Raw genomic sequence first — 25,152 nt, forward strand, 5'->3', positions numbered from 1 at the left:
GGACTGTCCGGTCTGTCCTGGTGAGTAGTCACTCATCGCCACGAGGTGGGCCATGCGGGACATGATCAGTGGAGGTTTGGCGACGCTGCCGCGCCCGGTCGCCGCGGTCCTGGGCGGCGGCGGCGTGCTCGGCGCGGCCCATGTCGGGATCGGGCACGCGCTGGAACGTCGCGGGTTCGTACCGGACCTGATCGTCGGTACGTCGGTCGGCGCGCTCACCGGAGCGATCGCGGCGGCGCATCCTGCGTCGGCGGCGGCCCGGCTCGACGAGTTGTGGGTCCATCTGCGCCGCCGCGAGGTGTTCCCGCTCGGCTACCTGTCCTCGCGGGCCAGTCTGTTCTCCGACCGTGGCCTGCGGCGGCTGATCTCCGGCGCCGAGCTGCCGGCCCGGATCGACGATCTGCCGATCCCGTTCACGGCCGTGGCGATGGATCTCGGCTCCGGTGCGGAGGTACCGCTGGATCACGGAGACCTCGAGTCGGCGTTGCTGGCGAGCTCTGCCATCCCCGGCGTCCTGCCTCCGGTGGTACGCGACGGCAGGACGCTCGTGGACGGCGGCCTGATCGCCTACGTTCCGGTGCGGGCGGCGTACGCGGCCGGTGCGGCCAGTGTGCTGGTCCTGTCGACCGGGCCGTCGAGCTGGCCGTTGCCCCCGGCATCACCGCATCGGCGCGCGGGTGCGATCGCCTGGAGGTCCGCCGTCCTGCAGGTCCACCATCAGATCGAGTGTGACCTGCGGGACGTGTCCGGGCACATTCCGGCCGTCGTGCTGCCGACCGGCATCGACAAGTGGCCCGCCCCGTGGGACTTCGGGCACTCACAACGACTGATCACCACCGCGATGGCCACGGCGGAGCGCTTTCTCGACGAGCTCGAGGTCGACGGCCCCGGGCTGTATCGCGCCGACCCCGACCGCGAGCTGTTGCCCGCTCGCGCCGAGACAGGAACCAGCCAGTGAGCACAATCGCCTTCCTCAACATCGCGATGCACGGCCGGGTCAACCCGACCCTGCCGATCGTGGCCGAACTGGTCCGGCGCGGCCACACGGTCAGCTATCACACCTCGCCCGCCTTCGGTCCGGAGGTCGAAAGGGCCGGCGCCACAGTGCGGTTCTACGCCGGCGGAGAGCAGGCGCTCCCGGATCCGCCGACGCCGATCGCGTTGCTGGCGGGCCTCGCGGACACCGCGGTCCAGGTGCTGCCCGGCGTACTCGACGAGCTCCGTGCGCTTCAGCCTGATCTCGTCGTCCACGACTCGGCGTGCCCGTGGGGTGCGATCGCTGCTCGGGAGCTCGGAGTGCCCGCGGCGTCGTCGTTCACCACCTTCGCCTTCAACCAGCAGGCGCCCAGCCCGACGGGGCCGTCGCGGAGCCTGCTGCGGACAGCGGCCGCGAACCCGTCGCACGTCAAGCGCTACGTACGTTCTCGGTGGGTACTGCGTCGGGGCTTCGACGCCGGCGGCCTGCCATTGGTTGACCTGGGCAACATCCGTCAGAGGCTCAACCTGGTCTACACGTCCACGACGTTCCAGCCCGGGGCCGACGAGTTCGACGACTCGTTCTGCTTCGTCGGTCCGAGCATCGGAGCCCGCCCACCCGACCCGTCGTTCCCAGTCGACCAGCTGGGGTCCCGGGTCGCGTACCTCTCGCTGGGAACGGTCTTCACGGCAGATCCGCAGCTGCTCAGGACGATTGCGACCGCGCTCGCGCCGCTGGCCGACACCGTCGTCGTCGCGACCGGGCAGACCGATCCGTCGGCGCTCGGACCGTTGCCTACGCACGTCATCGTTCGGCGCTCGGTCCCGCAGCCGGAGATACTGGCCCGTGCTTCGCTGTTCGTCACGCACGGCGGCATGAACGGCGTCAACGAGGCAATGTACGCCGGAGTGCCCATGCTGCTGGTTCCGCAGGGCGCCGACCAGCCGTTGGTGGCCGGCCGGGTCGTCGAGCTGGGGGCGGGGCTGACGATCAGGAACGAGGACATCACCGAGGACGCCGTACGGACCCTCGCCGGGCGACTTCTCGACGGCCCCGGTTTCCGCGAGGCGGCGCTCGTCCTGCAGGCCGCCGAGCGGGACGCGGGTGGGTTCCGCCGGGCCGCCGACGAGCTCGAGCGGTACCTCGGTGCGGCCGGGTGCGGTGATCTTGCAACGCCTGTCGATCCCTCACGGCGAGCGTGACCGATGTCGCCGGTCCTGGTGTTGCTGCTGATCGCAGGCTTGTCCGAGGCAACCGGGCGGGTACTGCCGCTGGTGGCCCGCCGCCCCGGGATGTCCCGGCCCGTGGTCGTCGGGCTGCTGTTGACCGGCACGCTGATCGAGAGCGCCGTGATCGCCCTCTGGCCGCCGACCGCCTGGGCCCTTGCCGAGGCGCTGCAGTCCGATCCACTGTCCGGCAGCTTGGCGTGGACACCGAGCCTCGTAGCGCCACTGGTGCTCGCAGGCATCCTGGCCTTTCCGTGGCTCGGCCCGGCGCTGCACCTGCTGCTGCTGGCCGCGGTGGGTGCCACTCTGGCTGGACCGTTGGCAGACGCCAGCGGCCTGAGTTGGGTTGCGGCGGCGTGTTGCTTGGCCGTCGCCGGCTTCGGCCTGGCGAGTGCGGTCGAGCTGTTTCGACGACTTGTCGCGAGGGTGCTGGCGTTCCGGGTGCGGGATTCGCTCGCATGAGCAGCTTGTTGTTGTTCCTCGGCGCCGTCGGACTGGTCCTGATCGTCGAGGGCGTGCTGGCCCGGTACGAGTTGCTCGCGTACAGCGTGGGCTGGCGGGTCTCGACGTCTGAATTGCCGGAGGGCCTTCCGTATGCGCGCGGTGCGGCGCCTGATCGCCCGCCCGCGGCGTACCTGGTCTATCTCGACGGCATCGGGAAGCGTCAGTTCCGCGATACCCGGGACGGCGGCCAGTTGGTGCAGGCCGTGATCGCAGGGGCTCCGGAGCTGCGGGTGCTCGGCCAGGTGCAGCCCTACTCACCGTTGGCCGCGCCGCTCGCGGACCGGCCGGTGTGGGCATGGCTGCGTCGTCGAGCGGGTCTCCTGCTGTTCCTGCACAACGTCATGCAGACCTTCGTCGCAGCCGATCGCCGGTACCGTCCGCTCTACAACCGGGCCGTCGGTCAGCAGATCGTCGTACAGCTGCGACTGGCCGGCTATCAGGACCGCAGCAACATCCCGGTGGTGCTCCTCAGCTACAGCGGCGGCGCCCAGGTGTCCACCGGCGCGGTCGGCGAGATCCAGCGCGCGCTGAGGGCGCGGGTGCTGGTGATCATGCTGGGCGGTTTCCACAACGGCGCCAACGACCTGTCGCGCGTCGAGCACGTGTACCAACTGACCAGCTCGAAGGATCGCATCGAACGGGTCGGGACGTGGATCTTTCCGCAGCGGTGGCGGCTGTTCCGCGCCAGCGGCTGGAATCGCGCTGTGCGAGCGGGGAAGGTCACGGTCCGCCGGCTCGAGCCGGCCACGCACGTCGGCCCGCGCAGCTACATCAGTCCCACGGCCACCTTGCCTGACGGTCGCACGCACCTTGATCGAACGGCCGAGACGGTCATCGACCTCGTCAGGGAGTACTGCGCCGCACCGCGCTCAGACCTGCAGCCCGGCGTGGCGGAGGCCTGACAGCTCGATCGCGTTGCGCAGCGCCGACAGGATGTACTGCGGCACCTGGAGACCGGCGTGGCGGGCCCAGAGCAGCTCGCGTTCCACCAGGCTGATCTGCCGAGCGACCTCCAGCAGGTCGCGGTCGAGGCCGAGCGAACGAGCCACGTCGCCGAAGTCGGCCAGCTGCCGGCGGTTGTTCACACCGACCGGTTTGAACGATCGCCGGCGCAGGATCCGGGCGAGCTGGAGCTGCCAGTCGCGCAGCCCTTCCGCGCCGACGAGGACCTCGGCCGACAGTCGGTAGAACGCGAAATGCCCCGGTTCCTGGCGTTTGATCGGCGCGACGACGGTCTCGGCGATCGCGTGCTCGCCGATCCGCCGGAGGCCGTCGACCAGTCGCGAGTACGCCACCACGGCGGAGCGCTCGGTGGCAGCACCGGTCAGGTAGTAGAGCAGCCGGACGACGCCGAGCATGCCCGGCAGGTGGGAGAGCAGACCGACCAGTTGGATCCTGGCGCTCACGTTGACGTCGCCAGTCGCCGGAGTGAGCCCGCAGCGTTGCTGGACCGCGTCCAGCAGCACCCCGTGCTGGAGCTCCTGTGGTGACCACACATCCTCGTAGAAGAACCTGTCCGTGTCGGTCGCGTCGGGCATCAGGGCACGCAACTCGAGGACGTTGCGCTCCACATCGAGCTCGACCCGGGCCAGGTAGTTGAACACCGCGCCGTACCGCTGACGGACCAGGTCCGGACGGCGGATCGTCAGATCCGCGCCGCCGAGTGACAGGGGCGGACGGTCCTCGGCGAACTGCTCGACGAAGCGGCGAAGGCCCTGTGGACTCACTCGGTGAGGCATGGCGCTGTCGTCCGTCGAGTCAACAGGTCTTCCAGGCCGGTGAGGTTGCCGCCGCGGGTCGCGTCGAGGAACGTCCGCAGGAAGTGCCGGTGATGGGCCGGGTTCACAACCGCGGACCGGTCGGTGGCGAGGTGCCGCCGGGCCCGGCACACCAGTTGGCGGCTGTAGACCGGACTGACCTGCAGCAGCGTGCCGATCCGGTCGTACGGATAGTCGAACAACTCGCGGAGGACGTACGCCGCGCATTCGTCGGCGGTGAGGCGGGTCAGGACGAAAGCGACGGCCTCCTCGAGTGCTTCGCCCTGTTCGATCCTGGTCGCGGGGTTCGCGTCCGGATCCGCGACATCGGGCGCCGACGGGCCGTACGTCTCATGCCGGCGCCGGGCCGACCGCCGGACGTTGATGGCTCTGCGGGTCGTCATGGTCACCAGAAGTGCGCCCGCGTTGCAGACGCTCGTCCGGTCGGTCTGCTGCCAACGGAGCCAGACCTCCTGGACGACGTCTTCGGCCTCGGTGCGGCTCCGCAGGATCCTGGTAGCGATCGCGGTCAGTCGCCGGCGCTCGCCGAGGAACACCGCGAGCGCTTCGGCGAGGCCGGACTCGGCCGCACCGTCGAGGACCGGGTGCGGGCGCCGCCTGTCCTGCTCGACTCCGACAACCATGGGTCCTGGCCCTTCTCGCGTCCCGGCCGCTTGTGCGCTGATGCCCCACTCATCACGGTCGCGTCCCTGCCCCTGGTTGCGGGCCCCCGAGCGCCCGTGGCCGACCACGTAGGCATGTCCACCACGCGCCCGGTACGGCTACGTGCCTCGTAGCCGTACCGGCCTGACAGCGATTACGGGTACTCTCGATCGGTGGTACCTGGGCCCCAGGGCGCCGGACTGATCGGGCGGCGAAACGAGTGTCGAGCCCTTGATGACCTCTTGCGAGGCGCCAGGGTGGGGCGGAGTGCGGCCCTGGTCCTGCGTGGGGAGGCGGGGATCGGCAAGACCGCCCTGCTGAAGTACGTCCTCGAGCGGTCGGACGGCTGCCGCCTCGTGCGAGCGGCCGGGATCCAGTCGGACATGGAACTGTCGTACGCCGGCCTGCACCAGCTGTGCGGTCCGCTCCTAGCCGGTCTCGATCACCTTCCGGAGCCGCAGCGCGACGCGCTCGGTGCGGCGTTCGGCCTCCGCACGGGGATCGCGCCGGACCGGTTCCTGGTCGGCCTCGCTGCCCTCGGGTTGCTCGCGCACGCGGCAGCCGAGCGGCCGCTGCTCTGTCTCGTCGATGACGCGCAATGGCTGGACCAGGCGTCGGCGTTGACGTTGGGCTTCGTCGGCCGACGGTTGCTGGCGGAGTCCGTCGTACTGCTCCTGGCCGTCCGTGAACCCGCGCCGCAGCAGTCGCTGGCCGGGCTTCCCGACCTGCCGGTCACGGGTTTGCGCGACCGTGACGCCCGGCGGCTGCTGGACTCGATCGTCACCGGTCCGCTCGATGCGCGGATCCGCGACCGCATCGTGGCCGAGGCCGCGGGCAATCCGCTGGCCCTGCTCGAACTGCCGCACAGCTGGACGGAGGCGGGAGCGGCCGACGGCCTCGCGTCGCCGGACGGGCGGCTGCTGGAGAGCCAGATCGAGCGGGAGTTCGTCCGCCGGATCCAGTCGCTCCCGGCCGGGGCCCGATCGCTGATGGTCGTCGCCGCCGTCGAGCCGGTCGGCGACGCCGGGCTGTTGCACCGGGCGGCCGAGCGTCTGGGGATCGACGTCGGTCCCGCCGTCGCGAGCGCGTCGGAGCTCCTGGACGTGCGCACCGACGTCCGGTTCCGGCATCCGCTGGTCCGCTCCGCGACGTACCGGGCCGCATCCGGGACGGATCGCCGGGCGGTGCATCGCGCGCTGGCGGACTCGATCGATCCGGAGGTGGATCCCGATCGCCGGGCCTGGCATCGCGCGCAGGCCGCGCAGGGCCCCGACGAGGACGTGGCGGCGGAGCTCGAGCGCTCGGCCGTTCGCGCTCAGGCGCGTGGCGGCGCCGCGGCGGTGGCCGCGTTCCTGGAGCGCGCGTCCGAGCTGACCGGCGATCCCGGCCGCCGCTCGACCCGCGCGCTGGACGCCGCCTACGCGAAGTTCCAGGCAGGGGCGTTCGAACCGGCGACGAGTCTGCTGGCGACGGCGAGCGCCGACCCGCCCGACGAGCTGACGCGAGCCCGCATCGACGTCCTGCGGGGCGGGCTCGCGTTCGCGCAGGGCCGGGGGCTGGACGCTCCAGCGCCGCTGCTGGCCGCGGCACGCCGGCTCGAGAAGCTCGACGCCGGACTGGCTCGCGACACCTACCTGGAAGCCGTTTCGGCAGTGATCTTCAACGGGCACCTCGCGAGGAGTCCCGGCTGGTCGGAGGTCGGAGCGGCGGCGCGTGGTGCGCCGCCGTCGCCGTCGCCGCGGGCCACCGACGAGCTCCTCGATGCGCTGGCCGTCCGTCTGACCGACGGCTTCACTGCCTCGGTGCCGATGATCGAGAGCGCACTGACAGCCTTCTCGGCCGACGACCTCCCGATCCAGGAGTCGCTCCGCCGGCTCCTGCTGGCGGGAGTGATCGCCGCGGACCTGTGGGATCTCGAACGGTGGCAGACGGTCACGACACGCCATGTGGAACTCACCCGCCGGACAGGAGCGCTCAGCGGGCTTCCACTGGCGCTGGACTCGTCGGCCGTGGTGCTGGTCTTCGCCGGTGAGCTGACGGCAGCGGCCGCGGTGGTGGAGGAGGTCCGAACAGTGAGTACGGCGACCGGCACCGTCCAGCCGCCCTTCGGAGCGCTGGCCCTGGCCGCGGCGCGTGGTCAGGCGAGCGATGCACGCGCGCTGATCGATGCGACTGTGAAGGAGGGGACCCTGCACGGTCAGGGACTCGGCGTGACGGTCGCGAACTGCCACCATGCGGTCCTCTGCAACGGCCTGGCCCAGTACGACGAGGCGATGAGCGCCGCAGGGAGGGCAGCCAGGTACCAGGAGGAATTCGGTGCCCCGCGATGGGCGCTCGCCGAGCTGATCGAGGCGGCCGTCCGCAGCGGTTCACCCCAGTCGGCGTACGACGCCCTGGACCAGCTCTCGGAGACGGCGCGGGCCAGCGGCACGGACTGGGCGCTCGGCGCCGAGGCGTGCGCACGTGCTCTGCTGAGCGAGGGGATGGCTGCCGAGGATCAGTACCGCGAGGCGATCGAGCGACTCACCCGGACCCGCGTCCGGCTGAACCTGGCCCGGGCGCATCTGCTGTACGGCGAGTGGCTGGTGCGGGAGGACCGCGGCGCCGATGCGCGGGCACAACTCGCGACGGCCCACGACATGCTCAGCCAGTTCGGCGCCGACGCCTTCGCCGAGCGTGCGCGTCGCGAACTGCAGGCCACGGGCGCGACGATCCGCGAGCCCACCATCGCCCGGCGAACAGCCCTCACCGCTCAGGAGTCCCAGATCGCCCGTCTCGCCGGCGACGGCCTGACGAACCAGGAGATCGCGGCGAGGATGTTCCTCAGCCCGCACACCATCGACTGGCACCTCCGCAAGGTCTTCCACAAGCTCGGCATCGCCTCCCGCAGAGAAATCGCCACCAGACTGGCCGAAGGCGCGGCAACATCCGCCTAGCTGCACTACGCAGAGCGAAACCGGGTGGGCCCTGCCGGGCGTTAGCATGCAGCGATGCTGACGTGGGGTGAGAACGACATTGTCGACCAGGAGGGCCGGACGGTCGTGGTCACCGGGGCGAACTCGGGGCTGGGGTTGCGTGCGGCGACTGTGCTCGCGGCCAAGGGGGCTCGGGTGATTCTCGCCTGCCGGTCTCGCGAGCGCGGTGAGCGCGCCGCGGCGGCGGTCGGCGGCGAGCTGGTGCTGTCGGACCTCGCGGACCTGGACTCGGTGCGAACGGCCGCCGCGGAGATCCTGGACCGTACGGGAGAACGCGTCGACCTGCTGATCAACAACGCGGGCATCCCGGCGGGCCGGCTCCGGCGTACCGCCCAGGGACACGAATCGATCTTCGCCACCAACTACTTGGGCCACGCCGCGCTGACCTGGCTGCTGATGCCCGCGCTCCGCGCCGGGAAGTCGGCCCGCGTGCTGACCGTGTCCAGCATCGCCCACCGCGGCAAGGGCTTCGACGTCGAGGACCCCGACTTCGAGCACCGGCGGTTCCGGATGGCGCACGCGTACTCGCAGTCCAAGCTGGCCGGGCTGATGTTCGCGCTGGAGCTCCACAAGCGCCTGCACGCCGAGGGTTCCCCGGTGCTCAGCGTCGCCGCGCACCCCGGATTCACCGGCACGGAGATGGGCGCCGCCGGCGCCCGCAACCAGGGCCTCGGCGCGTTCGCGCGACCGTTGAACGCGCTGACGAAGGCCCTGTCCCAGTCGGTACCCGAGGGCACGTTGCCCCTGCTGTACGCCGCGACCGCACCCGACGTCCGGGGCGGTGACTACTACGGCCCACGGAGGTTCGGCGAGTTCTTCCGCGGCGTCGGCCCGGCCCGCATCGACCCCCGAGCCCAGGACGAGCAACTTCGGGCCCGCCTCTGGGACCGCACCGCCGAACTGACCGGCGTACGCCCGGAACCCGCCTGACGTCGGGCGATCAGCGGGTCTCGGTGGTCGTCACCGTGATCCCTGGAGGTGCGGTGACATCGGGTGCCTGACCGGTCTCCGCTCGGACGTGCAGCGTGCCGTGCGGGGTGGGGACGGAGGCCTGGGCCCACTCGAGGCCGCCGAGTTGCGGGGCGATGGTGACGGACGTCATCCCGGGGGCTGTCGGCCGGACGCCGAGGAGCGTCGCGACGTAGTGGTACAGGGGATGGGCGCCCCACGCGTGGCAGTCGCTGCGGGTTGGTTCGGGGTGTTCGATGACCGTGCGCAGGCCCTGGTCCAGTAGCCCGAACCACAGGTCGAGCCGGGCGAGCAGCACGTCGGTGCGTCCGATCGCGTGCAGTGCTTCGAACAGGTAATGATCGAAGTACACCGTCGTCCGCGCCAGCGGTACGGGCGGTTCCAGGAGCATCGTCCGCAGGGCCGGCTCGCCGTACTTCGCGCCCGCGAGCACGGCCAGCGCTTGTGAGTGTTCGCTGAAGGCGGTGTGGCCGAGGTCGTCGGCGTACAGCCCGCGATCGGCGTCGTAGAACGCCTCGTCGGCGGCTTCGAGGAGTTGGTCGGCCAGTCGCGCGTACCGAGCGGATGCGTCGGGCTCGCCGACCCAGGACTCCAGCTCGCCGACCTGCCGTGCGACCAGCGCCAGCTGGAGGTGCAGCACCGCCGACACCCCGCGCCCGGGACCTGGCCAGTCCGGATGTTGCTCCCCGTCCTGGACGATCCCGGGCGGACTGCCGGCGTCCCATCCCGGCACCCAATCGGTGAAGTTCCAGCCGTGCAGGGCGTGGAAGATCCCGCGGTCGTCGACCGACTGCTGATGAACCTCGACGGCCGCGCGGACGGCGGGCATCAACTCGGTCACGAACGCCAGATCGCCGCGCCACAAGGCGAAGTCGTGCACCATCGCGACCCACCACAGCGTGAACGGCGGGATCGGGGAGGACCGGCGGGACGGCGTCCGGGAAGCGACCAATCCGTTCCCGTTCTGGCTGTGGGCAAAAGCGCGCAGTGCCTGCTGGGCGAGCGCGTCGTCGCCGGTGACGGCGTAGGCGATCAGGCATTGCAGCCGGGTGTCGCCGGCGTACTGAAGCTGCTCGTAGTAGGGGCAGTCCATGGTCGTCTCGTGACTGCAGGCCTGCAGCGTCCGGAACGCGAGTGCGCCGACGTGCGCCAGTCGCGGGTCGCTCGCGGTGAAGCGGCTGCGGTCTTCGTACGGATAGTGGGTCTCACGGAACCGCAACCCCGTGATCGTCAGTGGTTCGGCCGCGGTGGTGACGACGACCTCGACATAGCGACCGGACTGCCACCACAGTGTGCTGTGTTGCTCGTGACCGCCGCCGGAGACGAAGCTGTCACCGATGCCGTCCGCCTCGAGACCGGGACGGCCGAACAGCTTGCCCGCGACGACATCGCGATGTCCCTTACCTGCTCCGGGCTCCGTCTCGTACAGGGACTCCTGCCAGTGCAGCCGCACCTCGGCGTCGCGGCCGCCGTAGAGATCGAGGACCGGGTATGCGCAGACGTACTGGTCGAGATCGATGAGCACGCGGCGGCAGCTCCCGGGCGGCACCGACAACGCCGTACCGTCGAGCAGCCGCTGCCAGTCGCGGGCCTCGTCGTCGAGGTTGTCCGCCGGCTGTACGACGCGGTGGTGCGTCGGCTCACCCGCAGGGTGGGCCGTGACATGGCGGATGCGGGCTCCCTCGGCCCATCGCTGTGCCGGTGCGGGCAGGCGGGACGGCACCAGCAGTCGTCGGCCGCTTGTCGTCCGCGCTTCGGTGGCCGCTGACCACTCGAGGTCGTCCGTGCCGGTTTGCCAGCCCCATGGGTACGTGCGGCCGTCGCTGACGTGCCTGGCGCCGCAGCCGTACCCGTCGCCCTTCGGCCGGCGGCCGTGGCCTGGCAGGGCCGCCGCTTGCCAGGTCGCCGTACCAGTGTCGAGTGCGGGCAGCCGGCCGCGCACAGACTCGGCCGCTAGCAGGAAGGTGGGGCCGTCGCCGAGGCTCACCTGAGCGAGCGGCGCGTCGTCGCCGAGGCTCCACACGCGAGCGGCGATCCAGTGGGCGCCGGGCGGCAACAGCAGCCGGTAGCTCTCGAACGACCAGTTGCCGATGTCGCCCCGCGACGGCCCGCGGCCGACAAGGTCCCCGTCGAGCCACAGTTCGTACCGTTCGTCCGCCGAGACGTGGACAACGACCTCACCCGCCTCCGAGCACTCGACCCGCAGCCGGAATCCCACCACGTCGCCGCTTTCTGCCGCCAGAATCCACCGCGCAGGCCAGGCGGCCTGATCCGCGAACGGCGCTTCGTCGAGCTGAAGCTGCTGAACCTCAGCGGTCATCGTCACACCGGTCCCTTCCAGGAGAGTTCGACTGGCGGCAGAGCCGCCATCATCCACGAGTTCCTCGAACGCGGGTGGTTTCGCGTGCTGTTTTGCGGGTACGGGGTTTATCGGGCGCGACTCTCGCCCGCCGCGCGACACCTCGGTCTGTTCGCTGACGCGAGGGATCGCCGTTTCGGCACTGTTCGAGGTGAAGCCATGGCTCAGCATCGGCGGCCGACCGAGCTGCTTCCTGTCCTGGGCGTGGACCAAACCGTCGATGCGGTCGTCCGGTTCGCCGTCCACGCCGTCGGTTGCACGTACGCCTCGGTGGTGCTGGTTCACGAACGGACGAGCGTCGAGATCGTCGCGCTGACCGACCCCAGGCTGATCGGGCTGTGCCGGGCGCAGATCGAGCTGGGGGAGGGGCCGCTGATCAGCGCGATCCGGACGGATCGGGAGCAGATCGTCCCGGACGTGCTGATCGAGCAGCGCTGGTCTCATCTGTGGACCGATCGCGCGCTCGCGGCGGGCATCCGCAGCGCTGCTCATGTACCGGTGCCGGCCGGTCGGCAGGCCTCGGTGACGCTGAGTCTTTTCAGTGAGATCCCGGACGGTTTCGATGACGACGACGTTGCCTTCGCACACGTCCTGTGCACTCATGCGGCGATGGCGATCGCGACGGCCCGTCCCGAGGCCGGCCTGGTCGTGACACCCGACGTACGCGAGCTGGTCGGGCGGGCGACCGGCATCCTGATGGAGCGCGACGGTACGGACGGCTACGAGGCGTTCGAGGCGCTCAAGCAGAACTTGCTGGACACCGGGCGGACGCTTCGCGAGGTCGCCCAGGAGTTGATCGACGCCCGCGACTACGCCGAGTCGTCGCGCTAGGTCCGGCGCCGGCGTCGAGACCTGCGGCGGGTCAGCGCCGCCGAACTGCGCGCAGCCGTCGGCGACGAGCGGTGACGGGCGCCGCGGCGACGTCGGCAGGTTCTGTGCTGGCGGGCGTGGCGGGGAGGCCGCTGGCGGCGGGGTCGAGCTCGATACTGCGGGCAGTCGGGGTGTCCGCCGTCGTCGCCGGTGCGGGTTTGGGTTTGCGGACGAGGTACGCGCGGATCGGTTCGGACTGGACCGTGCGGTACTCCTCCTCGACCGACTCGTCCAGGGCCTGGGTCGCGACGCGGCGGCGTTTGTTGGTGATCACGTACGACAGCCAGATGCCGGCAGCTCCGGCCAGCATCAGGATCACCCCGAGGGCAGGTAGGTTGACCGCGTCACTGCGGTCACGCAGGCCGAACGCGATGATCGCGCCGGCGGCCATCAGAAAGATCCCGAACCCAATGCTCATCACGCGCCTCCCTTGACCGGGCTCTGACAAGCACCCGGTACCCGCCGCTCAACCCTCGGACCGGAGCCGCACCGCGCAGTCGGCGGTCTGATGGAATGAGCGGATGACCACGACAGACTCACGGCCGACGCTGCGGTTCGAGGATCCGGTGAGCCAGGCGCTGTACGGGGCGACCTACGACGCGGCGCTCGAGAACCTGCTCGGCATCAACACCGTTCCGTTCGGCGAGATCTACGCCAGGAGCGGGCTGATGAATCCAGCGGTCGGCATGGTCCGTGCCGGCGGCGGCTACGAGCAGCCGTGGACCCGGGACGCGACGATCAACAGTTGGAACGCGACGAGCCTGCTGGCGCCGGCGCTGGCCGCGAACACGCTGTGGGCGGTGGTCGAGAAAGATGCCGAGGGCAACCTCAGGGTGCAGCAGGACAGCCAGCAGTGGGATCAGGTGGTGTGGACCGTCGGCGCCTGGCACCACTATCTGGTGACCGGCGACCGGGACTTCCTGCAGAGCGCGTACGACGTCGTCACGAACACGCTCGCGCTGCGCGAGCAAGCGACGGTCTTCGGGCCCGATGCGCGCTACGGCCTGTTCACCGGTCCGTCGTTCTTCAACGACGGCGTCTCCGGTTTCCCGGCGCCGACGGCCGAGGGGGTCGAGTCGCGGGGGAGCGAGAGTACGTCGTACCCGGATGTCGTCTCGGGGATGTACCTCAGCACCAACGCGCTGTACTACGCGGCGTACACGCGGGCGGCCGAGATGGCGGCCGAGCTCGGCCGACCGTCCGACGGCCACCGGTCCAAGGCGGCGGCGATCAAGCAGGCCATCAACGAACACTTCTGGAATCCGCGGGCCGGAAGCTACAACTACGAGGTCGCGGCCGATGGCACGCCGGGCGTCTATCAGGAAGGCACGGGGCTCGCGTTCGCGCTGATCTTCGGGATCGCCGACGACGCGCAAGCCAGTGCGCTGATCTCGAATGCGCAGCGGATGCCGTGGGGAATGCCCGACACGTATCCGCACTGGGACCGATACTCCGTCGCGGAGCCCGGCCGGCACAACGCGATCGTCTGGCCGCTCGTTCAGGGGCTCTGGGCGAAGGGCTTGGCCGAGCACGGCGATGTGGACGGGTTCGCGACGGAGACCAGGCTGCTCGCGGAACTCGTCAGGAACAGCGGCGGCTTCTGGGAGATCTACGACGGGAACACCGGCGCCGTCGAGGGCGGCTACCAGGGCGCAGCCGGCGTACTGAAGCGCCGCTGGGATTCGGAACCGGACCAGACCTGGTCGGCGACGGCGTACATCGACATGATGCACACCGGGCTGTTCGGGATGAGGTTCGACGACCGCGGCCTCACCTTCACGCCGTCCCTTCCGGCTGGTTGGGGTGATGTCACGCTGAGCGGCCTGCGGTACCGCGACGCCGGGCTGACGGTGACGCTCCGCGGCACGGGCACCGTGATCCGCGGGTTCGAGCTCGACGGCAGCCCGCAGTCCGGTGTACCGGCGTCCTTTCAGGGCGACCACACGATCGAGATCACGCTCGGCGGGTAGCATCTGGTGCCGATGCCTTCAGCTCGCACTCGCCGGCCGCGTCCGGCTGACATGACAGTTCCCCTCGGGGCGCGCACCGTGTTCACCGACGGCGCGTGCTCGCGCAACCCCGGACCCGGCGGGTGGGCCTGGGCGTTGTCGAAGACCGAGTTCGCCGCCGGTCACGAGGCCACCTCCACGAACCAGCGGATGGAGATTCGCGCCGCCCTGGAGGCCGTGCGAGCCAACGACGGTCCGCTGCTGGTCGTCTCGGACTCGACGTACGTCGTCAACTGTTTCCGCGACCGGTGGCACGCCGGTTGGCTCGAGCGAGGCTGGCTCACGTCAGCGAAGAAGGCGGTCGCCAACAGAGACCTGTGGGAGCCGCTGGTCGAGCTGGTCACCGCGCGCGGAGATGTCGCGTTCCAGTGGGTCAAGGGCCACTCCGGCCACGACATGAACGACTTCGTCGACCAACTGGCCGTCGCCGCCTGCTTCCCGTCGTCCTGAGCGTCACGGCGACTCGAATCCGTCGCCTAAGCACAACGGCCGTCAGACTGCGGCGACCGCCGCCGCGCCAATTGAGGTTGTCGTCGCCTGCTGGCTGATGGTCACCGGCTCAAGGCCCGCAGGCCCGACGACAGTTTTTCATGGCGCCGGAACCTTGAAGCCTCGCTTGACCCGATCGGCGAGTTAACCCGCCGAGTCGGGCGCATACTTTCTTGTCCAGGGCGGGATGATGAGTGCTGAGAGCCCACTTGCCGGGCGGAAGAGTGCAGGCCTTGGACCGGTACGCCTACCGACATTGCTTCGAGTTCTTGGTCGTGCTCACGTCGTTCCAGTGCTTCCGTGCATCCCGGAGGATGGCGGGAAAGTCTGCTGGGTCGTCGGCCTGGAGGCGAGTGCAGAGGGCCTCCGCATCACGTGCGCGTCTACGTGCCTGCTCACGATCGGTCGCGATGAGGCAGGCTGCACTCGTGAAATTGCAGACCGCCAGGTGGACGAGCTTCAGCTGGCCAAACGATTCGCTCTGTGCCATTACGAGTTCTATCGACCTGTCTGCCATTCGTTGTGCATCAAGATGCTCGCCCAGCATCGAGCCGAGTTGGGCTCGCGCGGCCAGCGCTTGTGCGAGGGTGTCGCGTTCACCGTCGGTGCGCGGCTCGGTCTCGTAGTCGATCTCACGCGCTGTCTGCTCGGCCTGAGCTGGATCCTCGAGATGCATTCGGGCGCGAACGACCACGACCATGGCCTTCGTCAGTTCCAAGTTGTAGACGGAGGCCCGCCCCGATACGAGCGTGCGCCAGAGGTCAACTGCGCGCCACGCTACATCCTCGGCCTCCTGCCACCTCCCGGAGTCATGCAGGCGCTCGGCGAGGTTTCTGCGTGCCTTGGCAGCATCGAAAGCCCAAGCATGCGGGTCGCGGCGCGCCATCACATCGAAGTGTTTGACAGCCTCTGTCGCCTTGCTGAGAGCCGGTTTCACCTTGCCGACATCGCTGAGCGCAGCAGAACTTCGACGCAACGCCATTGCATACCAGTGGTGATATTCTTGGGGGTCGTCGTTAAAGAGATCTTCGGCGTGTCGCTCCGCGATCGCTGAGAATTCGAAGGCCGAAGTTCGATGGCCGGCCCGCCTCAATGCGCGGGATAGATTGCTGCTGACCTCCAGACTGACGCGTTTATGCAGATCGAATACGTCAGCCGATCCATCGATCATGCCGAGCACCTCGTGAGCCTCGGTGGCCTCGACAACGGCCTCTGCGCGGAGGTCGAGGTCGCAGAGGAGATTGGCCAAACGTGATCGTGCCGAGCAGATTCTTATCTGTTCCTGAGCTCGCCGGATCCTCAATTGATGCTGTTGGCCCTCGAGAAGATCGGTGCGACTGGAGTATTGCCCGAGCAGCGCGGTTCTCAGGTCAAGCGCCTCCTGTAGAGATTCACGCGCCTCGTCCAGGGCGCGAATGTCGGTCTGCCGGTGTGCCAGCTTCTCGAGAGCGTCGGCGAGGCGCTCGCCGGCGGAGTCGGCATCATCGCGATACGCCGCGACCGCCTGACTTTGGAGGACTACAACCAGATCGTCGAGCCTGAGATTGCGCCGCACCGGGATGCCGTTGACCACGGCTGCTGCACGCTGCGGCGAAGGCACCAATCTCAGAAGCTCCGCCAGTAACGCCTCAAGCGAAAGACCTTGGCCCGCCGACGATTCGAGCGGAGTCATTTGCGCATGGCTGACGGCCAGTTCGACCAATCCTTCCAGGTGGTCAAGACAGACTCGTTCCAGAACCTCTGCAAGTGACGGCTCCGGACGTACTGAGGCGTCGCCCCGGACCGCTGGCAACAACGTTGAGAGCAGCCGGGTCGCCTGCGCAACCGCGGCTTCTTGATGAAATCTGTGCAGTGTCCCGTCGGTCGGCCCCAGGTTCGAGAAGCTGAGCAGATCGCCGACTACCTGCGGGCTGTCGACGGCCAGTCGTTGCGCGGCCTCGGTCGCTAGTCGGTGCGGTCGGAGCGGTCGTAGATATCCAGCGCCGGTTTCGTACAGACTGCGCTGCCACCGCGCGATCTTTCGCACGATCTGCTGAGGTGCATCCGCGAGGTCCGGGAGTACACAGAGGGCACGAGCTGCCGACGCCTCGGACTCCTCCGTCGTGCGTCCGTCAGCGAACGCGAGCGAGCACACAGCTGCGATTCGTTCAAGTAGGTCGACGTCGGCGTCGATGCCCGCGGAGCGCGCCTCCGGTAACCAGTAGGTTTCGGCCTCGAGCCGGAGAAGCCGGGACGCCAACTGCTGGTCTACGTCACCGTTGAGAGTGCTGTTGGGATCGCAATCGAGCAACGCTCGTTCGAGAATTGCCAGGTACGACTCATAGACCGGATCCTCAAGCGTCGGCACGGTCCATGAGCCTCGATCCGGGCTGAGCCATTCGCCGAACTGGCGCCGGGCAACCTCGTACACAAGCTGGCGGCCGACGACAGGAAGGGGGGTCAGATAGATAGGGGATGGCTCGATCAACGAGGCGAACTCGTTCTCGAAGCTTCTCCACCACCGCTGATACGGTGGCCGCGCCAGGACGAGTAGACGCCAAGTGCGTCGAGCATCACTGCCATCCGCCTCGGCGCTGTCGGCCTCCTTCAGCAACGCTCGTAGCTGGTCCAGGTGCCGAACGGCGTCGTCAACTATCAGCAGCCGACTCGTGCTGAGCTCGAGCAGCCTGCCGAAGCTCAGAGCGTGGTCGGCAACGAAGCCACAAAGCCATCCATCGTCGGCCTGGGCCACCGCGAGCTCCACGGCCAGGCGAGTTTTGCCGGCGCCGGTGTCGCCAATAGCGAGCTGAACGGGCAGGGCGTCCCGATCGTTACACCAACGGCGCAGCGATTCGAGTTCCGCGTCACGACCCGTTCGCTCGACGACCCTGCGCCTGGCCTGCAGCATCACCGCTCTCGAAAGGGATGAGCTATCAGCGTCAACCTCGAGTGGGCGGACGGGGTGTTCGAGCAATTGGGTGTCGCCCCAGAGCGGTTCTGGACGGATGTGGCGGCCGTCCTGGTTGAGCCACTGAGCCGCATCCTCATCGGACAACACCCACTCGATAGGCACGCCGAGTAGCCGTGCTCCTACTTGTGCATCCTCCTCGACCACGATTGCAATGAGATGGCCGTCAGCGATGACGGCGGAACCAGACATGCCCGACCAGGCGGCATCGGACCTAGACGGTGTAGCGCGGACGTGCAGGCCGGAGTCGAGGGCGTAGAGTTCGCGGCGGCCGGTCTGCGGGTTCACTCTGGATTTTGTGATGGGATCGAGCCTGCCCCGGGCAGACTCGTTCTCGGTCACCCTTCCCTGGTTGTTGAACCGTGGGAACCCGATCGCCTGCCACTCGACGACTCCAATCGGCGTGCCGAATCGTACGACCTTGCCGGCGTCGTCCGGGCGAAGTGCCGCCGGCTCCATTTCCACCAGCGCGGCATCGATTCCATTCCGCTGTCCACTCCATCGGAGCAGACCGACCTCCCATTGTGACTCGTTGAATCGCCTGATTCGAACGGTCTCGCCGATTTCGTGCCCGACACAATGAGCTGCGGTCAGTACCATCCGATCGGTGACGAGGTAACCTGACCCGCGCTTCCGGATCGCCGGGGAGTGTGTCTCGACGATGCGCCTCTCGTCCATACTATTCGGGTGCCTCTGCGGCGTCCTCGCCTATCCTGGCCGGCCGGTTGTTCCGTCGGACGTCGTTGAGTTTGATGCGGACCGTTTGGATCGTTTCGTGGACATAACTTCCGCCGACGCCAAGTTCAGCGACCCAGAACTTGACTCCAGCCTTGCCTTCGCCTTCCTTGGTCACGCCGACGTGGAACTCCAATTCGATCTCCGCGATGCCGAAGTCGATCTGCTCAGATTCTGCTCGGATGGCTGACTTCGCGAGCTCGTCGCGTAGGGCGTCGATCGTCGTGGCCAGGTCGATGCGGTCCATCGGATTCCCCCTCGATGCATTCGCGATGCTCGTCCCCCTGCGCACTTTGCGCGTGAAACATTTCCCCTTGGTCTAGACCGTTGCAGCGGGCATCCGCGTTTGTCAAGCACGTGCGCAGAGCAAATCGATCGGTGTCGTCGGAGGCAGGCGAAGAGTTGCGGGAGGAGGCCGACGTTAAGATGTCGAGGAAGGCTGACGACGACTGAAGAGAGGCGCCTTGGCGTCCTTGGGCGTCGCAATCGCTGGAAGTTGTACCCGGCGGGCCGACCTAGATGATCGGCCCGCGGGTCGAATAGCTTACTGCTCCGTTCGGAATTCGCACGACGGTCAGCACGACGCCGAGTCGGCCTTCGCCTCATCGATTGGGACGCGTTGGTACGTCGACAGGTGGTACGTAGACCTGGAACGCCCACCCACCGATCTTGACCGCCGCTGGCAAGGATCACGTGCAGGTCGCGTGCTTGAAATTGGCTCGATCCCCGTCCGCGCATCTGACGCGCGAGTTGGGGCACGCGCTCATCTGCGGCAGAGGCGATGAACCAGGTGGCTTTTCGGAGGCCGGTCAGTCGGAGCTTGGTGACGGTGGCGTCACCGACCACCTGTTAGAGGTCAGGTTGTTCAGGTAGGTGGAAGGTCTGTGTTATGCCGTCGGACTACACGAGTTCGCCCGCCGGCCCCTCGGGACGAGCGACGGAGTGGCGCTACTCCGTCGGTCTCGAGGTCGGCGCTGACCGTCGCCGGGTGGTGCCAGGTAGACCGTCAGGCTTTAGTCGCAACCCCGGCTTGAGCGCGCTGCTCGTCGCGCAGTCTGTGGCACAGGGTGACGAAGGCTGGGTCGGGTGTGTACCTCTCGATCATCTCCATGAACAACTCGTCGTGCACAAGCGGCGCCAGGCTGGCCCGCAGACTCGCCATCGATGTCTTCTCGCAGTTCGCCAATCCTGCGCGTACACCGAGATAGGTGCTCTCGAGTGGGTTGCGCAGCAGATAGCAAATCCAGCGTTTACGACGTCTTGCGATAGTGGCGTTCGCATCATCTGGATGGAGCAGTTCGTCGACGACCTTCAGTGATTCGTCGTTCTCAAGAACATGGAAGTCGAGCTCCATCCAGGCGATCCGCTGTTCGTGTTGCAGCTGAATCCGGGCGAGCGTCTTGGTTCCGCGATAGACCGCCAGTGCGACGACGACCGTCGCGATCAGGCTACTAACGTCCAGCAGCCGGCCGATGATCTCCATCCCTACGCCGTTTCCCACTGCCCACACCCCCTGCGTCGCGGCCTGTGTTTCGGCCCCTAACTCCTTCGATGCGGCGTACGCACAGGTTTGTTGCTGCCGACTCGGCTCTGTGTGACGGAGAAGATCCACCGCCTGGTGCGGAGTAGGCCGGGGCCGCACTGAGCCCGCTCGATGCTCTTCCGTCGGATGGATCAGGCGGCTCCGCTCGCTGTCGTTGAGCGGCGTCACGAAGTTTGGTCACTCCTCGTAGCCGATGTCCTGAATGCACCGAGAGGAACTACGGGGATCGTGCCAACTCGCTGGGATCGGTGGGCGGGTGCCGTGCGGCTACGAAATGGCGGACGGTGGGCCGCATCTGCGGGAGGCGAGACGCCGGCTGAAGGTGCTGACGATCGACGAACTGGCTGCGGCAGTGTTCGGCGGATCTCGATTTCTACCTGCGTCGAGTGTTGGCAGGCGTTCGAGGAGCTGCTGGACCCGAGACTACGTGGCGGCGAGGTACGTCGTCAGGTTCCAACGATCGTCTCCGCTGAAACGTTCATCGCTGCGTAGCTCCAGCGAGGTCGGAGTCGGTCAACTGGCCCGCCAGGTCTCCGCCGTCACGAGGCGGTTCCAGCTGACGGTGGCCTGCGGCAGGCCAGAGGCGCGCAGCCCGTCGGGATGCGCGCCTCGTGCCGGTCAGACCTTCTTCGCGATGCCTGCCATCAGGATGCGTTGGTACGCCGCGAGCTCGTCGGCGGCCGGGACGTCGGCGTCCGGGTCCTCCGGGTACCAGCGCGCCAGGAAGTCCAGGCCGGGCGGGACCAGCGGCATCCCGAGGAAGTGCTGCTCGATGCGCTCCGGGGTCCGGATCCAGCCGTTGCCGAGGCTCTCGAGACCGGCCCGCTCCATCGACTTCTGCAGCGGCTCGCCGGTGTCGACGAAGTCGGTGATGAACAGGTAACTGCCCGGGGCGAGCGCGTCCATCAGCGTGCGGACCCACTCGTCCGGCTTCTCGTCGTCGTGGAAGTGCATGTGCAGGCCGACGACCATCAGCGCGATCGGACGCGAGAAGTCCAGGTGCGCCTTGATCTCCTCGTTGTCGAGGATCGACTGCGGCTCACGCAGGTCGGCGGTGACGACGATCGTGCTGTTGTTGGTGGCCAGCAGCGCCCGGCCGTGTGCGAGCACGATCGGGTCGTTGTCGACGTACGCGGCCCGGGCGTCGGGGTTGATCTCCTGCGCCGCCTGGTGGGTGTTCTTCTGCGTCGGCAGGCCGCTGCCGATGTCGAGGAACTGGTCGATCCCCGCCGTCCGCACGAGGTAGTGCACGCCCCTGACCAGGGCCTCACGGTTCTCGATCGCGCAGCGTCCGGCGTCCGGCACGTACTTCAAGTACAGCGCGGCGCCCTCGCGGTCGGCGGCGAAGTTGTCCTTGCCGCCGAGGAGAGCGTCGTAGACGCGGGCGATGGTCGGCTGGGAAGTGTCGAAACCCGGATCGTAATCCGAGTCGTCTGATGGGGCCATTGGCGCAGCCTTCATGTCGGGAAAGGAACCTCTTGTCATCCTAGGGGAGACGCAAGTCACCTGGCACCCGGGTGCGGCCTGTCGGTGCGCCTGACCAAATCTTCACCAAAGCCCCTGATTCCTCAACGATTAAAGGCGTTCGGGCCTCCAAAGTCCTGACATATCAGGTTCACCTCCGAAAACGGTCCCGGCAGCCATCGTCGGGGCGCTACCGTAGGCCCGTGAGTGTCGATCCGGTAGCGCACAACCGCGTGGCGTGGGACCTTCAGGTCGAGAGCGGCAACGAGTGGTCGAGACCGGTCACTCCCGAGACCGTCGCGCGGGCACGCGCCGGTGAGTGGTCCGTCGTGCTCATCGGATACCGTCCGGTCGACCGGACGTGGTTCCCCGCCGACCTGTCCGACGTGGACCTTCTCTGTCTGGCTTCGGGCGGCGGTCAGCAGGGCCCGATCCTCGCCGCGGCCGGGGCGCGCGTCACGGTCTTCGACAACTCACCGCGTCAGCTCGCCCAGGATCAGCTGGTCGCGGAGCGCGAGGGCCTGGAGTTGCGCACGGTACTGGGTGACATGCGCGACCTGTCGGAGTTCGGCGACGCCTCGTTCGACCTCGTCTTCAACCCGGTCTCGAACCTGTTCGTGCCCGAGCTCGCACCCGTGTGGCGCGAGTCCTTCCGGGTGCTGCGGCCGGGCGGCGCGCTGCTGTGCGGCTTCCTGAACCCGGACGTGTACCTGTTCGACAACGAGGCGATGGACACCCGCGGCGAGCTGGTCGTGCGCCACCGCCTTCCGTACAGCGACCTGACCCACGTCCCGGCCGAGGAGCGCGAGCGGCTGTGGGGAGCCGACGCTCCGCTGGAGTACAGCCACACGATGGCCGAGCAGCTCGGCGGGCAGCTCGCCGCCGGCTTCGTGATCACCGGGTTCGACGAGGCGCCGCACCATTCCGACGCCACCGCAGGCTGGCTGCCCGGCTACTTCGCCACGCGTGCCCTCAAACCCTGACGGACCTGGAGGAAGCCGCGGGTCGGCCTGCGATAGCGGTCGGATAGCGTCGGGGCGTGTTGCTGCCTGAATCGTCGGCGCCGGGCGCTGATCTGCCGGTCCGGGCGGCTCTGCCTGCCACGGTCGAAGCGGTGCGTTCGCGCGGTACGGCGGTCTTGGTCGCGCCGCCCGGTTCGGGTAAGACCTCGCTGCTGCCGCTGGCGCTGGGCGACGCCCTGGGCGGAAAGATCATCGTGGCCGAGCCGCGAAGGTTGGCAACCCGCGCGGCGGCGGCCCGGCTGGCGACGCTGGTCGGCGAGCCGCTCGGGCAACGGATCGGCTACGCGATGCGCGGCGAACGCAGCGGCGGCCAAGATCTGCGTGGACTAGGTGGACTACGTGTCGAGGTGGTGACGACAGGGCTCCTCGTACGGCGTCTGCAGCAGAACCCGGAGCTCCCGGGCGTCGCGGCGATCGTGATCGACGAGTGCCACGAGCGGCACCTCGATGCCGACCTGCTGCTGGCGTTCTGCGTCGACATCCGGGCGAACCTACGGGAGGACCTGGCGGTCGTTGCGACCTCCGCCACGCCGGACACCGTCAGGCTGAGCCGCGCACTGGGCACTGACGGTCCGGCGCCCGTGATCACCGCGTCCGCCGCGCTGTACGACGTAGCCGTCGAGTGGGCGCCGCCACCGCTTCCCGTGCCGCTGCTTCCTGGCGGGCGGGTCGACCCGCGCCTGCTGGATCACGTCGCGGCCGTCGTCCAGCGCGCGTGGACCGAGAACGACGGCGACATCCTCGTGTTCGTCCCGGGGGAGGCTGAGATCAACGGTGTGACGCGCCGGTTGGCCGGCCGGAACGTCCTGCCGTTGTTCGGTCGCCAGTCGAGGGCCGAACAGGACCGCGCCCTGGCCCCGACCGCCACTCGCCGGATCGTGGTCACGACGTCGGTCGCGGAGAGTTCGCTGACCGTGCCCGGGATCAGAGTTGTGGTCGACTCGGGTCTTGCCCGGGAGCCGCGGACCGACCAGTCCCGGGGCCTCGGTGCATTGGTCACCTGCCGGGTGTCGAGATCGTCGGCCGACCAGCGGGCGGGTCGCGCCGGGCGGGAGGCACCCGGCCGGGTCTATCGATGCTGGTCCGCCGTCGACCACACGCATCTCGACGATCATCCGGCGCCGGAGATCGCGACCGCCGATCTGGCCGCCTTCGCCCTCGACCTCGCGGCCTGGGGTACGCCTGCCGGCGCCGGTCTGACCTTGCTCGAGGCGCCGCCGGCCGTGGCGATGACCGCGGCCACGGAACTGCTGCGCCGCCTCGACGCCGTCGACGACAGTGGCCGGATCACCGAACGGGGACGGCGGATGGCGGCGCTCGGGGCGCATCCCCGGTTGGCTCGTGCGTTGATCGACGGTACGCCGCGCATCGGCGCCGACCGGGCCCGCGAGATCGTCGCCATGCTCTCGGACGACTCCGGCCGCGACCTCGGCGACGATCTACCGGCTCGCTGGCGAGCACTCCGCCGCGGCGACGATCGCGGAGCCACGGCCCGCTGGCGAGAGGAAGCCCGGCGCCTCGGCCGGGACTCATTGGGGGTGCCAACGGAGGCGCTGCCGGACGACCTTGCGGTGGGGGTTGTGGTGGGGCTGGCGTATCCGGAGCGGATCGCGCGGGCCCGGGGAGCCGGCTCGACGACGTACCAGATGTCCGGCGGTACGGGTGCGGCGCTGGATCCGCAGTCGCCGTTGCGGAGCACACCCTGGCTGGCGATCGCGGTGGCCGATCGGGCACCGGGGCGCGCCGACGCCAGGATCCGCTCCGCGGCGCCGATCGACGAGCGGACCGCGCGAGACATCGCCGGCGAACTGGTCTCGACCACCGACCAGATCCGCTGGGACGACGGCCGGATCGTCACGCGGCGCGTCGAGACGCTCGGCGCGATCGTGCTCAACGACGTACCGCTGGCAAAGCCTGACCCGCTGCTCGTCCAAGCGGCTGTCCGCGACGGTATCCGGCGCAGCGGTCTGTCCGTACTGCGGTGGTCGGACGCCGCTCTCGCCTTGCGGCAGCGGCTTGCGTTCTGCCACGCCCACCTCGGAACCCCGTGGCCCGCGGTGGACGACGAAGCTTTACTGGCCGGTCTCGACGAATGGCTGGGTACCGAGCTCGCCACGGTCCGCGATCTCGCTCGGATCGACGTGACCTCGGCGCTCCGGCGACTACTGCCCTGGCCGGCAGCAGCCCGGTTCGACGAACTCGCCCCGGAGCGGCTCCAGGTCCCATCAGGCTCACGAGTCCGCCTCGAGTACGACGGCGCCGCGCCACCGGTGCTCGCCGTGAAGCTGCAGGAAGTCTTCGGCTGGACGACCACTCCGCTCGTCGCCGACGGCCGCGTCCCGGTCGTCCTGCATCTGCTGTCGCCCGCACGACGCCCGGTCGCGATCACCAGCGACCTCACGTCGTTCTGGAAGCAGGGCTACCCCCAGGTCCGAGCAGACCTCCGAGCCCGCTACCCCCGCCACCCCTGGCCCGAAGACCCACTGACCGCCACCCCGACCAACCGCCCAAAGCCCCGCCGGTAAACCGAGCGGGGCTGGCGGGCCAGCTGATTCAGGTGTTATCGGCGGCGGTCGACGCGTCGCGCTGTGCGACGGGCTGTCCGTCGGGCCACCCTGCGGGAGCCGAACATGGTCACCTCCAA

The 25,152-nt window shown here is 68.8% G+C and carries 19 protein-coding genes; 11 read left to right on the plus strand and 8 right to left on the minus strand.

Annotated features, from left to right (window positions below; all coding sequences use genetic code 11):
- The first annotated feature begins 52 nt into the window (after nt 1-52).
- From ABZX12_RS11775 to ABZX12_RS11790, 4 genes are read left to right on the plus strand one after another with little or no spacing between them, the layout of a single operon-like run.
- Nucleotides 53-958 carry a patatin-like phospholipase family protein gene (locus ABZX12_RS11775; protein WP_355692261.1) on the plus strand — a complete coding sequence of 302 codons (906 nt, stop codon included), beginning with the start codon at nt 53-55 and terminating at the stop codon, nt 956-958.
- Nucleotides 955-2,178, plus strand: coding sequence for a macrolide family glycosyltransferase (locus ABZX12_RS11780; protein WP_355692263.1), 1,224 nt, complete (start codon nt 955-957; stop codon nt 2,176-2,178). The genes ABZX12_RS11775 and ABZX12_RS11780 overlap by 4 nt, the downstream gene beginning before the upstream one ends.
- Nucleotides 2,179-2,181: 3 nt before the next feature.
- On the plus strand, nt 2,182-2,664 hold the full coding sequence (locus ABZX12_RS11785) for a hypothetical protein (protein WP_355692264.1): 483 nt from the start codon (nt 2,182-2,184) through the stop codon (nt 2,662-2,664).
- Nucleotides 2,661-3,608 carry a hypothetical protein gene (locus tag ABZX12_RS11790; RefSeq protein WP_355692266.1) on the plus strand — a complete coding sequence of 316 codons (948 nt, stop codon included), beginning with the start codon at nt 2,661-2,663 and terminating at the stop codon, nt 3,606-3,608. The genes ABZX12_RS11785 and ABZX12_RS11790 overlap by 4 nt, the downstream gene beginning before the upstream one ends.
- Here the strand turns inward: ABZX12_RS11790 and ABZX12_RS11795 are convergent.
- Together ABZX12_RS11795 and ABZX12_RS11800 are read right to left on the minus strand one after the other, a co-directional pair.
- Nucleotides 3,576-4,433, minus strand: coding sequence for a GTP-binding protein LepA (locus ABZX12_RS11795; protein WP_355692268.1), 858 nt, complete (start codon nt 4,431-4,433; stop codon nt 3,576-3,578). The two genes, ABZX12_RS11790 and ABZX12_RS11795, sit on opposite strands and share 33 nt — an antisense overlap.
- Entirely contained in the window at nt 4,430-5,107 is a 678-nt protein-coding gene (locus tag ABZX12_RS11800; RefSeq protein WP_355692270.1) for a sigma factor, read from the minus strand. Before ABZX12_RS11800 ends, ABZX12_RS11795 begins: the two co-directional genes overlap by 4 nt.
- A 192-nt stretch (nt 5,108-5,299) precedes the next feature.
- Here ABZX12_RS11800 and ABZX12_RS11805 point away from each other — a divergent pair, with 192 nt between their 5' ends.
- Nucleotides 5,300-8,062 (plus strand): AAA family ATPase, encoded by a 2,763-nt coding sequence (locus ABZX12_RS11805; protein ID WP_355692271.1) that lies wholly within the window; start codon nt 5,300-5,302, stop codon nt 8,060-8,062.
- A 54-nt stretch (nt 8,063-8,116) separates the two neighbouring features.
- A complete protein-coding gene (locus ABZX12_RS11810; protein WP_355692272.1) occupies nt 8,117-9,031 on the plus strand; it encodes an SDR family NAD(P)-dependent oxidoreductase in 915 nt (304 codons plus the stop codon).
- Nucleotides 9,032-9,041: 10 nt separating this feature from the next.
- Here ABZX12_RS11810 and ABZX12_RS11815 read toward each other — a convergent pair whose 3' ends face one another.
- Complete coding sequence (locus tag ABZX12_RS11815; protein ID WP_355692274.1) at nt 9,042-11,390, minus strand: alpha-L-rhamnosidase C-terminal domain-containing protein; 2,349 nt, start codon at nt 11,388-11,390, stop codon at nt 9,042-9,044.
- Nucleotides 11,391-11,588: 198 nt separating this feature from the next.
- Here ABZX12_RS11815 and ABZX12_RS11820 point away from each other — a divergent pair, with 198 nt between their 5' ends.
- Nucleotides 11,589-12,260: a GAF and ANTAR domain-containing protein gene (locus tag ABZX12_RS11820; RefSeq protein ID WP_355692276.1), complete on the plus strand. Its 672-nt coding sequence runs from the start codon at nt 11,589-11,591 to the stop codon at nt 12,258-12,260.
- A gap of 31 nt (nt 12,261-12,291) precedes the next feature.
- On the opposite strand, the gene ABZX12_RS11825 is transcribed toward ABZX12_RS11820, so the two are convergent.
- Complete coding sequence (locus ABZX12_RS11825) at nt 12,292-12,717, minus strand: DUF6458 family protein (RefSeq protein ID WP_355692278.1); 426 nt, start codon at nt 12,715-12,717, stop codon at nt 12,292-12,294.
- 103 nt (nt 12,718-12,820) lie between these two features.
- Between ABZX12_RS11825 and ABZX12_RS11830 the strand changes: the two genes are divergently transcribed.
- Together ABZX12_RS11830 and ABZX12_RS11835 are read left to right on the plus strand one after the other, a co-directional pair.
- Nucleotides 12,821-14,269, plus strand: coding sequence for a glycosyl hydrolase family 65 protein (locus tag ABZX12_RS11830; RefSeq protein ID WP_355692280.1), 1,449 nt, complete (start codon nt 12,821-12,823; stop codon nt 14,267-14,269).
- A 51-nt stretch (nt 14,270-14,320) separates the two neighbouring features.
- Nucleotides 14,321-14,758, plus strand: a complete 438-nt coding sequence (locus ABZX12_RS11835; RefSeq protein WP_355692282.1) for a ribonuclease H — start codon at nt 14,321-14,323, stop codon at nt 14,756-14,758.
- Nucleotides 14,759-15,044: 286 nt separating this feature from the next.
- Here the strand turns inward: ABZX12_RS11835 and ABZX12_RS11840 are convergent, their stop codons facing one another.
- The 4 genes from ABZX12_RS11840 to ABZX12_RS11855 form a co-directional block, all read right to left on the minus strand.
- Complete coding sequence (locus ABZX12_RS11840) at nt 15,045-18,422, minus strand: serine protease (protein WP_355692284.1); 3,378 nt, start codon at nt 18,420-18,422, stop codon at nt 15,045-15,047.
- Nucleotide 18,423: 1 nt separating this feature from the next.
- The gene (locus tag ABZX12_RS11845; protein WP_355692286.1) at nt 18,424-18,726 is read right to left on the minus strand and encodes a trypco2 family protein; all 303 of its coding nucleotides are present in this window, start codon (nt 18,724-18,726) and stop codon (nt 18,424-18,426) included.
- Between the two features lie 759 nt (nt 18,727-19,485).
- Nucleotides 19,486-19,962, minus strand: a complete 477-nt coding sequence (locus tag ABZX12_RS11850; RefSeq protein ID WP_355692288.1) for a hypothetical protein — start codon at nt 19,960-19,962, stop codon at nt 19,486-19,488.
- A 678-nt stretch (nt 19,963-20,640) separates the two neighbouring features.
- Complete coding sequence (locus tag ABZX12_RS11855; protein ID WP_355692289.1) at nt 20,641-21,468, minus strand: SAM-dependent methyltransferase; 828 nt, start codon at nt 21,466-21,468, stop codon at nt 20,641-20,643.
- Between the two features lie 221 nt (nt 21,469-21,689).
- Here ABZX12_RS11855 and ABZX12_RS11860 point away from each other — a divergent pair, with 221 nt between their 5' ends.
- Together ABZX12_RS11860 and hrpB are read left to right on the plus strand one after the other, a co-directional pair.
- Complete coding sequence (locus ABZX12_RS11860; RefSeq protein ID WP_355692290.1) at nt 21,690-22,469, plus strand: methyltransferase domain-containing protein; 780 nt, start codon at nt 21,690-21,692, stop codon at nt 22,467-22,469.
- A 56-nt stretch (nt 22,470-22,525) separates the two neighbouring features.
- Nucleotides 22,526-25,033, plus strand: a complete 2,508-nt coding sequence (gene hrpB / locus ABZX12_RS11865; protein WP_355692292.1) for an ATP-dependent helicase HrpB — start codon at nt 22,526-22,528, stop codon at nt 25,031-25,033.
- The last annotated feature ends 119 nt before the right edge of the window (nt 25,034-25,152 follow it).

Origin of the sequence: Kribbella sp. NPDC003505, assembly GCF_040610875.1 — a bacterium.
Lineage (GTDB): Bacteria > Actinomycetota > Actinomycetes > Propionibacteriales > Kribbellaceae > Kribbella.

Coding starts and splice junctions, on each gene's coding strand:
- ABZX12_RS11775 (WP_355692261.1), top strand. CDS start 53: ATGCGGGACATGATCAGTGGAGGTTTGGCGACGCTGCCGCGCCCGGTC.
- ABZX12_RS11785 (WP_355692264.1), top strand. CDS start 2,182: ATGTCGCCGGTCCTGGTGTTGCTGCTGATCGCAGGCTTGTCCGAGGCA.
- ABZX12_RS11790 (WP_355692266.1), top strand. CDS start 2,661: ATGAGCAGCTTGTTGTTGTTCCTCGGCGCCGTCGGACTGGTCCTGATC.
- ABZX12_RS11800 (WP_355692270.1), bottom strand. CDS start 5,107: ATGGTTGTCGGAGTCGAGCAGGACAGGCGGCGCCCGCACCCGGTCCTC.
- ABZX12_RS11810 (WP_355692272.1), top strand. CDS start 8,117: ATGCTGACGTGGGGTGAGAACGACATTGTCGACCAGGAGGGCCGGACG.
- ABZX12_RS11815 (WP_355692274.1), bottom strand. CDS start 11,390: ATGACCGCTGAGGTTCAGCAGCTTCAGCTCGACGAAGCGCCGTTCGCG.
- ABZX12_RS11820 (WP_355692276.1), top strand. CDS start 11,589: ATGGCTCAGCATCGGCGGCCGACCGAGCTGCTTCCTGTCCTGGGCGTG.
- ABZX12_RS11825 (WP_355692278.1), bottom strand. CDS start 12,717: ATGAGCATTGGGTTCGGGATCTTTCTGATGGCCGCCGGCGCGATCATC.
- ABZX12_RS11830 (WP_355692280.1), top strand. CDS start 12,821: ATGACCACGACAGACTCACGGCCGACGCTGCGGTTCGAGGATCCGGTG.
- ABZX12_RS11835 (WP_355692282.1), top strand. CDS start 14,321: ATGACAGTTCCCCTCGGGGCGCGCACCGTGTTCACCGACGGCGCGTGC.
- ABZX12_RS11840 (WP_355692284.1), bottom strand. CDS start 18,422: ATGGACGAGAGGCGCATCGTCGAGACACACTCCCCGGCGATCCGGAAG.
- ABZX12_RS11845 (WP_355692286.1), bottom strand. CDS start 18,726: ATGGACCGCATCGACCTGGCCACGACGATCGACGCCCTACGCGACGAG.
- ABZX12_RS11850 (WP_355692288.1), bottom strand. CDS start 19,962: ATGGAGATCATCGGCCGGCTGCTGGACGTTAGTAGCCTGATCGCGACG.
- ABZX12_RS11855 (WP_355692289.1), bottom strand. CDS start 21,468: ATGGCCCCATCAGACGACTCGGATTACGATCCGGGTTTCGACACTTCC.